The sequence below is a fragment of the Rufibacter sp. LB8 genome (assembly GCF_014876185.1).
GTDB lineage: Bacteria > Bacteroidota > Bacteroidia > Cytophagales > Hymenobacteraceae > Nibribacter.
The window spans coordinates 1186095-1198895 of record NZ_JADALJ010000001.1; the positions used below are offsets into that span (position 1 = coordinate 1186095).

Genomic DNA, 12801 nt, shown 5'->3' on the forward strand with positions numbered 1-12801 from the left:
ATTAGTTATTTGGTATTAACTTTTCACAATTTGACTACTAACTATCATTCGCTTTTTCAAACTTTTGAACTGACTTTAAGCAGCACTTTTGCGTACGCACCAATACCTTGGCAGTGAGGACTGTTCTAGTAGAAAAACACGTGACAAATTCCAGAAAATACGCTTTTGCAAACATTGCTAGCAAAAGCGGGTTTTACAGAAGGCATTTGAATTATTCAAAGCAGCAATACTTAAGCAAGAAGAGGAGTTTTAAAACATGAGATTTGTACAACAAACTGGGTGTAATTTAAAGCCTTACAGGTGTTTGTTTTTATAAGATTTTTGTTTTTAAACCCCAATGGCTAACTTCGCTGCCGGGCACCAACATCTAACCAAACACTCATATATATTAACTATGTCTGAATTTGCTGAACTGATTCTGGAGGGTAAATCATACCAGTTTCCAATCATCACCGGAACTGAGAATGAGAAGGCCATTGATATCAATGCCTTACGCGCCCAAACCGGATACATTACCCTTGACTCGGGCTATAAAAATACCGGCGCCACAGAAAGCGCCATTACCTTCCTTGACGGCGAAGAAGGAATTCTAAGATACAGAGGCTACCCTATTGAGCAACTGGCCGAGCGCTCCAACTTTATTGAAGTGGCCTACCTGCTTATTTACGGCACGCTGCCCACTGAAGAGGAGTTGAACACCTTCAGCAACCAGATCAAGATTCATACGCTGGTGAACGAGGACATGCGCAAGATCCTGGACGGTTTCCCGTCTACGGCGCACCCTATGGGCATGCTGTCGGCCATGGTGAGTTCGTTGACTGCGTTCTACCCAGAGTCCTTGAACCCCAACCAAACCAAAGAGGAAATTGACCTTTCCATCATTAGATTGATGGCGAAGCTTTCTACCATTGCCGCCTGGTCTTACAAGAATTCGGTGGGTCACCCGGTAAACTATCCTAAAAACAAGCTGGACTATTGCTCCAACTTCCTGCACATGATGTTTGCGTACCCTACTGAGGAGTACGAAATCAACCCGGTGGTGGTAGACGCCCTGAACAAACTCCTGATCCTGCACGCCGACCATGAGCAGAACTGCTCTACCTCTACCGTTCGTTTGGTGGGGTCAGCTAATGCTTCTCTTTATTCTTCTGTTTCGGCGGGCATCAGTGCGCTGTGGGGACCGTTGCACGGCGGCGCCAACCAGGCCGTGATTGAGATGCTGGAGGAAATCAAAGCCGATGGCGGCGATTCTAAGAAATTCATTGAGAAAGCCAAAGACAAAAACGATCCGTTCCGTTTGATGGGCTTCGGGCACCGCGTGTACAAGAACTTTGACCCACGCGCCACCATCATCAAGAAAACCGCAGATGACGTCTTGACCGCCCTGGGCGTGAACGACCCTATCCTGAACATTGCCAAGGAACTGGAGCAAGCCGCTTTGAATGATTCTTACTTTGTGGAGCGCAAACTGTACCCTAACGTGGACTTCTACTCCGGTATCATTTACCGCGCCATGGGCATCCCAACCGAAATGTTCACGGTAATGTTCGCCTTGGGCCGCCTGCCCGGCTGGATTGCCCAGTGGAAAGAAATGCGCGAAGGCAAAGAGCCAATTGGTCGTCCGCGCCAGGTGTACACCGGTGCTACCGAGCGTGATTACGTGGAGATCAACAAGCGGTAAGGACCTGCTAATATTAGAGAAAAGGGAAGTTAAGCTCAGGCTTGGCTTCCCTTTTTTTTTGTGAAGTAGGAATTCCGTTTTCGGGCTCATTTCTGGAAACGGAGCCAAAAACGGAAATGATTTTATTTTCTGCTCTGCCGTAAGTTGATTGGGCTGTTAAGGTTATTTGTGGTAAAATATAATAAATCGTAGGTTTAAATTAGGGTATATTGTAGTTGTGCTTAATGTAAAATGAAAACCAAAACGATAATCAAGGCCTTTTCAATCTTACTCGGTATTGTCGTACTGCTATTGATTTCCATTTCATTGTTATTATGGTTAGCATTTGGTCCAATTAACTCTTCCGGAAAAATTTTAATTTCACAGAGGAACGCAATTGAATACAAAGAAATTTACAATGGCGACTTTGCCGGAGAATTTTATGATGTCACATTCTTAAAAAATGACATTAAAATTGGAAGCTATACTTTTCAAAACATGGACTGGGAAAAACATATCTTCATTGACTCTTTATCAAATAGAACCTTTGTCTTCCTCGCCGACTCTAGTCTAGATAAACAAAGATTGAATGGTTATTATCTAATTTCATTTGAATCAAACTTTAAGAACGTAATTGACTCGGTCTACAACGAAAACAAGAATTTTAATTACCAGGATAAAATGCAGGAAATAAAAAATAAGCACTAAGCACAACTTTGTATAAACATCATGCCACGGCCGACGGCCTTGCATGATGTTTATACGAAACAGTTAAATATAAATTTAAATCATTTCAACTACCTCACTATGGCCGAAAAACTAGAGACCTCTAAAACCACAGGCGCCCATGCCCAATTAGCCCGGTTAGAAGGAACCTGGGAAGGCACCGCCAGCGTCTGGTTTGACCCCAGCAAGGTGGAAGACGAGTCGCCGGTGAAGGGCACCATAAAGCCGTTGATGGACGGAAAATACATGTTGCATGAGTACCAGGGCAGCTTCGGGGGGAAGCCTATTACGGGCATGGCCCTTATTGGCTACAACCTAGACACCCAGAAATACCAGTGCGCCTGGGTAGATTCGTTTCATACGGGTACGGCCATAATGTTTTCTGAAGGCCAGAAAGCCGCGAAAGAATTGTCAGTCACAGGCAGTTACGCGTATGTGACCCCAGAAACCGAGCAACACTGGGGCTGGCGCACCACCATTGAATTTAACAACAACCAAGAATTGGTCCTCACCGCCTACAACACCTCGCCAGACGGCGAAGAAGCGAAAGCCACGGAAACGGTGTACAAAAAAGTGTTGTAAATAATCAGAAACCGAATGCAGCTTCGGTCTACTACCTGCTAACTTTTGAAATTTTACTGATTCAACCCTTCCATTATTTCCGTTTTTGGCTTCATTTTCAGAAATGAGCCCGAAAACAGGAAGTTTTTTAAAAGCCCGGTCTGCAATTTCTACAGCACCCGCAACTCAATCCGGCGGTTTAGTTGGCGATTTTCTTCTGAGGAATTGGGGGCGGCGGGTTGGGTTTGACCGTAGCCTTTGGCCTGAAACATAGCCGAAGGAGCGCCTTTAGAAACAAGATAGGCCACCACCGCTTTGGCCCTGGCCTCCGACAGTTTTTGGTTGGCGGCAGGTTGGCCCACGTTGTCGGTGTGGCCGGCTATCTCTACTTTGGCGGTGGCATTGGCTTTCAGGAACTGCAGAAGTTTATTCAACTCAGTGCAGGACTCCGGCCGAAGCGTGGCTCTGCCGGTGTCAAAGAAAAGGTTGCTGAGCACCGCTTTCGCGCCTTTGCCAATGGGTTGCAGGTAAAAATCCAGGGCCACGGGCTTGGCAGTAGCGGCCGCGGCCAAATGCCGGCTTTCCAGCACATGCCCCGGCGCCGACACGTACAAAGCGTAGCGTTGCCTTTGGTTCACCACAATGGTGTAATTTCCGTCCTCAGAGTCAGAAGAAACCTGTTGAGCCAGCACATCCAGCGAATCCAGGTCGTAGACTTGCACTAACGCTTCTAACGGTTTTTTGGAGACGGCATCAAACACGCGGCCCTGGGCAAAAGAACTCACGGTTTCGCCTTTCCAGGGGTTGGGCACCTCAAATTGGTACAGGGCCACTTCGGTTTTCCCTTTTTCTGCCGGTTGGCTGGCATAATAACCCGTCTCATTATCCGCGGAAATAAAGATGGAGCTCTCGTTGCGATGTGTGTTTAAAGGATAGCCCATGTTGACCGGAGTTCCCCAGGCACTGCCAACTTTCTTCACCATAAACAGATCCAGGCCGCCCATGCCCTGTAAACCGTTGGTGGCAAAATAAAGCGTGTTGCCGCTGGCGTGCAGAAAAGGTGAATTTTCATGGCCGCTGGTGTTCACTTCTTTCCCCAGGTTCACCGGAATTTCCCAGGTGCCATCAGCATTCTGCTGCGTGACCCACAAATCTTCCTCGCCATAGCCGCCGGTGCGGTTAGACGCAAAATATAAGGTTCGGCCATCGGCGGAAAGGCTGGGCTGTGAGTCCCAGGCGGCGCTGTTCACGTTGCGGCCCATGTTCCTGGGCTTGCTCCACTTGCTGCCCTGGCGCACACTTATGTACAAGTCACAACTGCCGTAAGAATCTTTCCGGTTGCAGGAGGTGAAGACCAGCACCCGCCCATCACCGGACATGGAGGCCGCGCCTTCGTTCAGTTCAGAGTTGATGTTGGCCGAAATGGAGACTGGGGCTTGCCACTCCCCTTTTTCGCCTTTCACGGCCAGGTACAAATCCTCGTCATCCAGAGGTCCGCTCCCGGCGCGGGCCGTGAACAGCAAGGCTTTCTGGTCGGCGGTGAGCACAGGCGAATACTGCAGCCCAAACCGATTCACCTGAGGTGAAAGCAATTTTGGCTGGAAAGTCACCGGGTTGCCAATAGCTTTCTGCGCGAAGGAGATATTTTGGAGTTGATTTTGCGCGTGGGCCAGATGCCGTTTGTTTTTACTGAGGCCCAGCAAAGTCTGGTACACCGTGGCCGCCTGTTCATACTGTCCGCGCTCAAACGAAAGGTCGGCAAAAGTCAGGTATTCGGCGGCCAGGGCAGGATCTGGGGTAAGGGCCGGCAAGCCTTTGGTATAATACTGGAAGGCCTGGTCTTCCTGCTGCAGAATTTTGTACAACCCGGCGGCCCGGACGTAGGCCAGCGCAAACGCCGGGTCTTTGGCAATGGCCTCATTATATGCCTCCAGCGCTTTCTGGAAATTGCGGGCCTGGGTAAACCTAATGCCTTCGTCGTAGGCTTTTTTGGCCCGGGCATTCTGGGTCTGCCCCGTAGTAATGGTCTGCGCCTTAACCTCCCCGGTTCCGGTTTGTACAATCACTACCAGAAGAAAGAGAAGGAGCCGGAACCAGTGCATGGATTAAGGAATATTCAGATACTTATGCGTTTGTAACGAAACGTTCCATTTAGGGTTTTCTTTTACATACTCCACAATCAAAGGCATAATCTGGCTGGCCTTGCTCCATTCTGGCTGCAGATACAAACGCGTGCCCGCGGTCACGTTGGCGGCATGTTCTTCTGCCCAGGCAAAATCACTTTTATTGAAGATAATCACTTTCAACTCGCCGGCGTGGGGCAACACATTAGGGTGCGGCGCTTTGAATTTCTTAGGCGACAGGCAAACCCAATCCCAGAGTCCGCTCAAAGGATAAGCCCCCGAGGTCTCAATAAAGGTCTGGATTCCGCGTTTCTGCAGTTCCCCCGTGAGGTAGTCCAGGTTGTACAGCAACGGTTCGCCGCCGGTGACCACTACTGCTTTGCCGGGGTACTTCACGGCCTGCTGCACAATCCAATCGGTGTCGGTGAGTGGGTGCAGCGTGGCGTCCCAAGATTCTTTCACATCGCACCAGTGGCAACCAATGTCACAGCCGCCCAACCTAATGAAGTAGGCCGCTTTGCCGGTATGGTAGCCTTCGCCCTGAATGGTGTAAAAATGCTCCATGAGCGGCAACTTGGTGCCGTCTGCCGGAACCGTATGAATAGAAGCGGTTTTTATTTGTAAGATATCTTCCAACGTCTTAAAAGCTAAGGATTTCCGTTTTTGCCTTCATTTTCAGAAATGAGCCCGAAAACGGAAAATGGTACACTCCACAACAAGCACCCATAACCAGAAGTTGCGTGCCTGGAAGTTAAATCAGATTTAAATCAGCAGCTTGCGGGCCTTGTACTTGAACGGAAGTGCAAAGATACAACATTGAAACTGTTACGCCTTCACTAGTATGGAATTCATAAGAACAAGTGTTAGTTTATAAAAATATTTAATATTTCATGACAATGTTTTAACTATTTTTTAGATATTGCCCCTGTCTATGAAACAAATCAGCAACGCAGCTATCCCTTTCTTCGCTTTTCCGCTGGGCTCTCACCCGGGGGCTGCCTGTGTTGTGACTTCGTTTACGGGTACTACCATTATTACCACCCCAACGGGGGTGCTGCATTACATATCGTCCATTCATTATAGCCATTTTGGCTTTCTGCGCCTGTCTTAAGGGTGCTACTCTCTTTCAATTATTAGTTCATCTTAAAAACCATTTGTCATGTTGGTTTTAAAATTTGGGGGCACCTCTGTGGCCAACCCAGCCGCCATCCGTCAACTGATCTCCATCTTGCAGGACAAAGGCACCTCCAAGCCCAAAGTGGTGGTGGTCTCCGCCATGTCCAAAGTCACCGACCTCTTGATTAGCCTGTACCAGAAAGCGGCCGTGCAAGACCCTACCTACCTGGAACTACTGCTGCAACTAGAGCAAAAACACCTGCAGGCCATTGTAGAGTTGGTGCCCATGAGCCAGCAGATAGACATCATGGGCCGCGTAAAAATGATTTTCAGGGAATTGGAAGATGTCTGCCGCGGAATATATCTGCTGGACGAACTTAGCGACAGCACCAAGGCGCGGGTCATGGCCTACGGCGAGCGCTTGTCCTCGGCTATTGTCTCGGTGGCCTTTCAGCACCACGGCTTGCCCAACACGCTGGTAGACAGCCGCGACTACATTGTCACAGACGCCACTTTCCTAAACGCCAAGGTAAACCTTAAAAAAACATACCAGAACATGCAGGTCTTGCCCAAGGCTGATTTGCTGGTGGCGCCCGGGTTCATTGCCAGATCTTCTGAAGGTAAAACCACCGTGCTGGGCCGGGGCGGCTCTGATTTCACGGCCTCCTTGTTTGCCGCCGGCCTGCAGGCCGACTTGCTGGAGATCTGGTCAGACGTAGACGGCATGTACACCACAGATCCGCGCAAAGCCGCCGCTGCTTTCTCCATTGAGGAACTGAGCTATGAAGAAGCCATGGAACTGGCCTATTTTGGCGCTAAGGTCTTATACCCGCCCACCATTGCGCCCTTGGTGGCCGCCAAGATTCCGTTGGTCCTCAAAAACACCTTCAATCCGGGCCACAAAGGCACGCTGATTTCCCATGCACCGGTGCCAACCAGCCAAGTGGTGAAAGGCATTTCCTGCATAGACCAGATAGCGGTGCTCACACTCAGCGGCAGCGGCATGGTGGGCGTGCCCGGCGTGGCCATGCGCATGTTCAAAGCCCTGGCTCTGGAAAGCATCAACATCTATTTCATCACGCAATCTTCTTCAGAGCAGAGCATTACTGTGGGCTTGGCAGAGGCCGAAGGCCAAAAAGCGGTCCAGGCAGTCAATCAAGAATTTGCAGACGACATTGCGCAGGAATTGGTGAACCCCATCAGTCTGGAAGTGCCCATGAGCATTGTAGCCCTGGTAGGCAACGGCATGATTCAGCAGCCCGGCATTGCCGGCAAGGCGTTTTCACTTTTGGGCGAACATAAAATCAACATCAGAGCCATTGCCCAGGGCGCCACCGAACGCATCATATCGGTGGTGCTGCGCACCGAAGATGCCCATAAAGCCGTCAATCTGTTACATAACCGCTTTTTTCTGACCGTTCCCCAAAAACCTGAGCCTGCGCTGACCTAACCTACCCATACATGAACCACCCTGAATTTATAAAAGTATTTGCCCCGGCCACCGTAGCCAACGTCTGTTGCGGCTTTGATGTGCTGGGCTTTGCCCTGGAAGCCCCCGGCGACGAGGTTTGGGCCCGAAAATCAGAAACACCGGGCATCACCATTACTGCAGTGGCCGGCGCCCAGGGTTTAACCGCCAACCCCCAGGAAAACGTGATTGGCGTGGTGGCCCAGAAAATGCTGGAAGCCCTTGATTTGTCTATTGGCCTGGAATTGCAACTGCACAAGGGCATGCCCGTAGGCAGCGGATTGGGCAGCAGCGCCGCCTCCTCGGCGGCAACGGCCTTTGCAGTGAATGAAGTGCTGGGCAAACCGTTTTCCACCCAGGACCTGGTAATTTTTGCCATGGAAGGCGAACGAAAAGCCTCCGGCTCCGCGCACGCCGACAACGTGGCCCCGTCTCTGTTGGGCGGGTTTGTGCTGGTTCGGTCGTATGAGCCGCTGGATGTGGTGCCGTTGGGCGTGCCAGTGGACTTGTATTGCACGGTACTCTATCCGCAGATTGAACTTAAAACCTCTCTGGCCCGAAGTATTTTACGCCAGGAAATTCCGCTCAAGAAAGGCATCAAGCAATGGGGCAACCTGGCCGGGCTCATGGCCGGGCTCCTGCTGAAAGACTACGCCCTCATAGGTAGAAGCCTGCACGACGAAATCTTTGAACCGGAGCGCAGCGTGCTCATACCATTGTTCAAAGAAGTGAAAGCCGCCGCCTTGGCCGCCGGGGCCTTGGGTTGTGGCATTTCCGGGTCTGGGCCCAGTATTTTTGCCTTATCTGCTACCAAGGAGCAAGCCGAAGCCGCGCGGAAGGCCATGGAAACCGTGTACCTGGGCAGCGGCATTGAAACCAAATCCTATGTCTCCAAGGTGCCTCCGCAAGGAGTTCGCCTGGTAAAATCACCAGCTTTACAACCTGTCACGCATGAACTTTTATAGCACCAACGGCTCCGCCGCTGCCGTCCTGAGTTTTAAAGAAGCGGTCTTGAAAGGTCTCCCCGAGGACCAAGGACTGTTTTTTCCGGAAGAAATTCCCGTGTTGCCCCAGACTTTTTTTGAAGCCCTCCCCCACTTACTGCTTCCGCAGATTGCCGTGCAGGTGCTCAAACCCTTTGTGCAGCCAGATATTTCTGCGGAGCAACTGACCCGCATCTGTGAAGAAGTTTTCACGTTCCCCATTCCATTGGTGGAAGTACAGCCGGGCCTGCACGCGCTGGAATTGTTTCATGGGCCAACCTGCGCATTCAAAGACGTGGGCGCGCGATTCATGTCACGATGCCTGCAACTGTTCGCGGATCCCAGTCAGCCGGTCACGGTGCTGGTGGCCACATCAGGAGATACGGGCAGCGCGGTGGCCAACGGCTTTCTGGGTCTGGAGAACATAGACGTGGTAGTCCTATATCCGCAGGGCGGCGTGAGCCACATCCAGGAAATGCAGTTCACTACGCTGGGTCAGAACATTAGCGCCGTGGCCGTGGATGGCACGTTTGACGATTGCCAGCGCCTGGTGAAACAAGCCTTCTCAGACCAGGAACTAAACCAGGTGAGAAACCTTTCCTCGGCCAACTCCATCAACGTGGCGCGCTGGTTGCCGCAGATGATCTATTATTTTCACGCCTACGGGCAATGGAAACTAAAATATCCGGCAGCAACAGAACTCACGGTGGCGGTGCCCAGCGGGAACTTCGGGAATTTGGCTGCGGGGCTTTTGGCGAGGCAAATGGGCCTGCCCATCTCCACGTTCATAGCGGCCACCAACCAAAACCACGTGGTTCCTCAGTATTTAGAGACCGGCCACTATCAACCTGCGCCGTCGGTGGCTACCATTGCCAATGCCATGGATGTGGGCGCGCCCAACAATTTCCCGCGCATTCAGCATTTGTTTCAGCATGAGTTAGAAGCCCTGCAAAAAGTAGTGAAAGGGTTTTGGGCCGATGATGCCACCATCAAAAAAATCATCAAAGACGTGCACGAAAACCAGGGCTACCTTTTAGACCCGCATGGTGCTATTGGTTACCTGAGCTTGGTGGAAAACGCAGATTACGGACCAGCCCACGGCATTTTTCTGGAGACAGCGCACCCCGCCAAGTTTAAGGCCACCATGGAAGAAATTCTGGAGCAAGAGATTCAGTTGCCAGAGCAATTGAAAGTGTTTGAGGGCAGGCAGAAACAAGTCACCCTCCTCCCGAACGACTACCAGGAACTAGCGCTTCTGCTACGGCAGCAGCACAAAGAAGGCACCTTGTAACCTTCCGTTTTCGGGCTCATTTCCAGAAATGAGCCCGAAAACAGAATTTACGGAAGACGCCCGGATGAGCTGCGCGCACTTCCAGGTTATACACATTTCTTGATTTTGGTAAACTGACTGTTTCCGGCTTTTTAGAAATTCCATTTCACAGTTTTGGCTTTATTTCTAATTTAAAGCCCAAAAACGGCAAGGCCTCCCGTCTTTATTTAAGGGAGGCCTTGCCGTTTTCTACGTTGTGTAGCGCTAGGAATACACTTCTTTCTTGGCGGCTCTAAGGGTATTTTTCAAAAGCATGGAAATGGTCAAAGGGCCAACGCCGCCCGGAACCGGGGTAATGTAGCTGCACTTGGGCGCCACGCTGTCAAAATCCACATCGCCGCGCAGTCTCCAGCCGCGGGCACGGCTGGCGTCTGGCACGCGGGTGGTGCCCACGTCAATGACCACGGCGCCTTCCTTCACCATGTCGGCGGTGATGAGGCCCGGTCTTCCGACGGCTACAATCAGAATGTCGGCCTGGCGGGTATGGCTGGGAAGGTCCACGGTGTTGCGGTGGCAGATGGTCACGGTGCATTCACCGGGAAGGGTGCATTTGCTCATGAGAATGCTGATGGGCGTGCCCACAATATTGCTTCGGCCTACCACCACGCAGTGCTTGCCTTTGGTGTCAATGTGATAGCGCTCCAACAGCTGCATGATGCCGTACGGCGTAGCCGGTAAATAGGCCGGCAAGCCCGCCACCATGCGCCCCACGTTCACGGGGTGAAAGCCGTCTACGTCTTTTTTATAGTCCAGCACCTCTAAAACCTTGTCTGAGTTGATGTGTTTGGGCAGCGGCAATTGTACAATGAGGCCGTCAATCTCGGGGTTTTGGTTGATCTCCTCAATCTTGTCCAGCAGTTCCTGTTCGGTGATGTCCTCGTTATAATGCAGCAAGGTAGACCCGAAGCCCACGCGCTCGCAGGCCAGCACTTTGTTGTTCACGTAGGTCATGGAACCGCCGTCTTGCCCCACCAGAATGGCGGCTAAGTGCGGGGCGCGCTGGCCGTTGGCTTTGAGTTGGGCCACCTCGGCGGCAATTTCAGATTGAATGTCTTCAGAGGTTTTCTTTCCGTCTAAAAGGGTCATGATCAGGAGAAATGGAAGAATGGAACAAGGCTCAAAAGTACAAGCCCAAACGGTAATCGCCTTGTAATTTTAAAGAAATTTAAGAAAGTGGACCATTTGTTTCTATTTCGATTCATGCTCCGGGGAAATGACATTCGCACTAAAATTCCGTTTTTGGCTTCGTTTCTGGAAATGAGCCCGAAAACGCCTCTGTGGATTTACTAAGCGCGCGGCAACTTTTATCCGAAATGGCTACCTTACAGGCCAAACCTTCCTTCTTCAACACACCGCTATGGCCACCTACCAGGAAATCTTTGAGAACAACCGCCAGTGGATTGCCCAGAAAACCGCTACCAACGCCGATTTCTTCCAGCAGCTGGCCAAAGACCAAAACCCCGACTATCTCTACATTGGCTGTTCAGACAGCCGCGTGACCGCCGAGGAAATGATGGGCCTGGGCCCCGGCGAAGTCTTTGTACACCGCAACGTGGCCAACCTGGTGAACAACGTGGACCTTAACGTGATGTCGGTGCTGAATTATGCCATTAAACACCTCAAGGTGAAGCACATCATTGTCTGCGGCCATTACAACTGCGGCGGCGTGAAGGCGGCCATGCAACCCAAAGACCTGGGCATTCTCAACCCGTGGCTGCGCAACATCAGAGACGTGTACCGCCATCACAAAGCCGAACTAGACGCAATCACCGATGAGGAGAAGCGCTACGAACGCCTGGTGGAACTGAACGTGGTGGAGCAATGCACCAACATCATCAAAACCGCCGCCATGCAGGTAAGTTACCAACAAAACGGCTACCCAGAAGTCCACGGTTGGGTTTTCGATCTGCACACCGGCCACATTGTGGACCTGGAAATAGACTTCAAAAACATACTCCAGGAAATCAAAGCCATCTACAACCTGACGGATAATTAATGGTTGATTGATGATATTTATTGATGAAGGCTGTTCTTCTCACCAATGTCATCTTGGAAAGGTCTTGTGTGCGAAGTAGAGAGTATGTACTAAAAGATACTACAGTTTGCCACCAAGATCCCTCTCGCCCTTGTTGGTGTTATCAGCCACAAGCATAATAGCTCCTGCCGTTAGGTTTGTTGGTGATTACACCAACAAAGGCGAGAGGTCCTTTCATGATGACAGAAGAAAAAAGGTTGTGAAGGAAATCTAAGGATTTATACTTCCGTTTTCGGGCTCATTTCTGAAAATGAAGCTGAAAACGGAAGTCTTATTCATGGTAATCAACAGCCACAGCAGGTATTGCCCTGGGTTGGGCATTAATATAATCAAACAAAGAATCTAACTCTGGTCTTGCCAAGGCAAAAGACGGCATTTGTTGCTGGGCAAATGTATTGAAAACAGCTACGGCCGCGGAGTCTTTCTTCTCAATCATTTCTGAGGAACTCAGCACGAAGGCGTACACCCATTCTTTAGAGTGCCGCTCCATCACGCCCGCCAACCCCGGCCCAACAATTACCTCGGTACTTAAAGAATGGCATTGCGTGCAGTTATTCTGAAACAAAGCCCTGCCTGTTACATTATGGATTACCTCCTCTTGGTAGACAATGTCATAGAAAGGTTGCTCTACAGTTGCACACCACGGTTCAATTTCACCAGTTAAAGAATCTTTATCTGTCACAAGTTGAAAAGCCAGAAACCCAACAACTGCAGTAACTGAAAGAACAGCAGTGTTCAATAGCCAGGCAGCAACTTTCAGCTTTTTCTGGAACATGGACAGTTGAGGTTGAACATGTGT

General features: G+C 50.6%; 11 protein-coding genes. 7 read left to right on the forward strand and 4 right to left on the reverse strand.

Features of this window, described 5'->3' with window-relative positions; translation table 11 throughout:
- The first annotated feature begins 394 nt into the window (after positions 1-394).
- From IMY23_RS05135 to IMY23_RS05145, 3 genes are all read left to right on the forward strand, one after another.
- Positions 395-1681, forward strand: coding sequence for a citrate synthase (locus IMY23_RS05135; RefSeq protein ID WP_192821056.1), 1287 nt, complete (start codon positions 395-397; stop codon positions 1679-1681).
- Between the two features lie 231 nt (positions 1682-1912).
- A complete protein-coding gene (locus IMY23_RS05140; RefSeq protein ID WP_192821057.1) occupies positions 1913-2368 on the forward strand; it encodes a hypothetical protein in 456 nt (151 codons plus the stop codon).
- A 99-nt stretch (positions 2369-2467) separates the two neighbouring features.
- Positions 2468-2968 (forward strand): DUF1579 domain-containing protein, encoded by a 501-nt coding sequence (locus IMY23_RS05145; protein WP_192821058.1) that lies wholly within the window; start codon positions 2468-2470, stop codon positions 2966-2968.
- Between the two features lie 149 nt (positions 2969-3117).
- Here the strand turns inward: IMY23_RS05145 and IMY23_RS05150 are convergent, their stop codons facing one another.
- Both IMY23_RS05150 and IMY23_RS05155 read right to left on the reverse strand, forming a co-directional pair.
- Positions 3118-5049 carry an OmpA family protein gene (locus IMY23_RS05150; protein ID WP_192821059.1) on the reverse strand — a complete coding sequence of 644 codons (1932 nt, stop codon included), beginning with the start codon at positions 5047-5049 and terminating at the stop codon, positions 3118-3120.
- A 3-nt stretch (positions 5050-5052) separates the two neighbouring features.
- On the reverse strand, positions 5053-5634 hold the full coding sequence (locus IMY23_RS05155; protein WP_192823694.1) for a 7-carboxy-7-deazaguanine synthase QueE: 582 nt from the start codon (positions 5632-5634) through the stop codon (positions 5053-5055).
- A 595-nt stretch (positions 5635-6229) separates the two neighbouring features.
- Between IMY23_RS05155 and IMY23_RS05160 the strand changes: the two genes are divergently transcribed.
- From IMY23_RS05160 to thrC, 3 genes are read left to right on the forward strand one after another with little or no spacing between them, the layout of a single operon-like run.
- Positions 6230-7636, forward strand: coding sequence for an aspartate kinase (locus IMY23_RS05160; protein WP_192821060.1), 1407 nt, complete (start codon positions 6230-6232; stop codon positions 7634-7636).
- Between the two features lie 11 nt (positions 7637-7647).
- Positions 7648-8619 (forward strand): homoserine kinase, encoded by a 972-nt coding sequence (locus IMY23_RS05165; RefSeq protein ID WP_192821061.1) that lies wholly within the window; start codon positions 7648-7650, stop codon positions 8617-8619.
- Complete coding sequence (thrC, locus tag IMY23_RS05170; RefSeq protein WP_192821062.1) at positions 8606-9928, forward strand: threonine synthase; 1323 nt, start codon at positions 8606-8608, stop codon at positions 9926-9928. Before IMY23_RS05165 ends, thrC begins: the two co-directional genes overlap by 14 nt.
- A 243-nt stretch (positions 9929-10171) precedes the next feature.
- Here thrC and IMY23_RS05175 read toward each other — a convergent pair whose 3' ends face one another.
- A complete protein-coding gene (locus IMY23_RS05175; protein ID WP_192821063.1) occupies positions 10172-11053 on the reverse strand; it encodes a bifunctional 5,10-methylenetetrahydrofolate dehydrogenase/5,10-methenyltetrahydrofolate cyclohydrolase in 882 nt (293 codons plus the stop codon).
- A gap of 271 nt (positions 11054-11324) precedes the next feature.
- On the opposite strand from IMY23_RS05175, the gene IMY23_RS05180 reads away from it, so the two are divergent.
- Complete coding sequence (locus tag IMY23_RS05180; protein ID WP_192821064.1) at positions 11325-11963, forward strand: carbonic anhydrase; 639 nt, start codon at positions 11325-11327, stop codon at positions 11961-11963.
- A 310-nt stretch (positions 11964-12273) separates the two neighbouring features.
- Here the strand turns inward: IMY23_RS05180 and IMY23_RS05185 are convergent, their stop codons facing one another.
- A complete protein-coding gene (locus tag IMY23_RS05185) occupies positions 12274-12777 on the reverse strand; it encodes a cytochrome c (RefSeq protein ID WP_192821065.1) in 504 nt (167 codons plus the stop codon).
- Positions 12778-12801: the final 24 nt, after the last annotated feature.

Bases quoted from the DNA above. Each gene is read 5' to 3' on its own strand.
- IMY23_RS05135 (WP_192821056.1), top strand. From the start codon at position 395: ATGTCTGAATTTGCTGAACTGATTCTGGAGGGTAAATCATACCAGTTT.
- IMY23_RS05140 (WP_192821057.1), top strand. From the start codon at position 1,913: ATGAAAACCAAAACGATAATCAAGGCCTTTTCAATCTTACTCGGTATT.
- IMY23_RS05145 (WP_192821058.1), top strand. From the start codon at position 2,468: ATGGCCGAAAAACTAGAGACCTCTAAAACCACAGGCGCCCATGCCCAA.
- IMY23_RS05150 (WP_192821059.1), bottom strand. From the start codon at position 5,049: ATGCACTGGTTCCGGCTCCTTCTCTTTCTTCTGGTAGTGATTGTACAA.
- IMY23_RS05155 (WP_192823694.1), bottom strand. From the start codon at position 5,634: ATGGAGCATTTTTACACCATTCAGGGCGAAGGCTACCATACCGGCAAA.
- IMY23_RS05160 (WP_192821060.1), top strand. From the start codon at position 6,230: ATGTTGGTTTTAAAATTTGGGGGCACCTCTGTGGCCAACCCAGCCGCC.
- IMY23_RS05165 (WP_192821061.1), top strand. From the start codon at position 7,648: ATGAACCACCCTGAATTTATAAAAGTATTTGCCCCGGCCACCGTAGCC.
- thrC (WP_192821062.1), top strand. From the start codon at position 8,606: ATGAACTTTTATAGCACCAACGGCTCCGCCGCTGCCGTCCTGAGTTTT.
- IMY23_RS05175 (WP_192821063.1), bottom strand. From the start codon at position 11,053: ATGACCCTTTTAGACGGAAAGAAAACCTCTGAAGACATTCAATCTGAA.
- IMY23_RS05180 (WP_192821064.1), top strand. From the start codon at position 11,325: ATGGCCACCTACCAGGAAATCTTTGAGAACAACCGCCAGTGGATTGCC.
- IMY23_RS05185 (WP_192821065.1), bottom strand. From the start codon at position 12,777: ATGTTCCAGAAAAAGCTGAAAGTTGCTGCCTGGCTATTGAACACTGCT.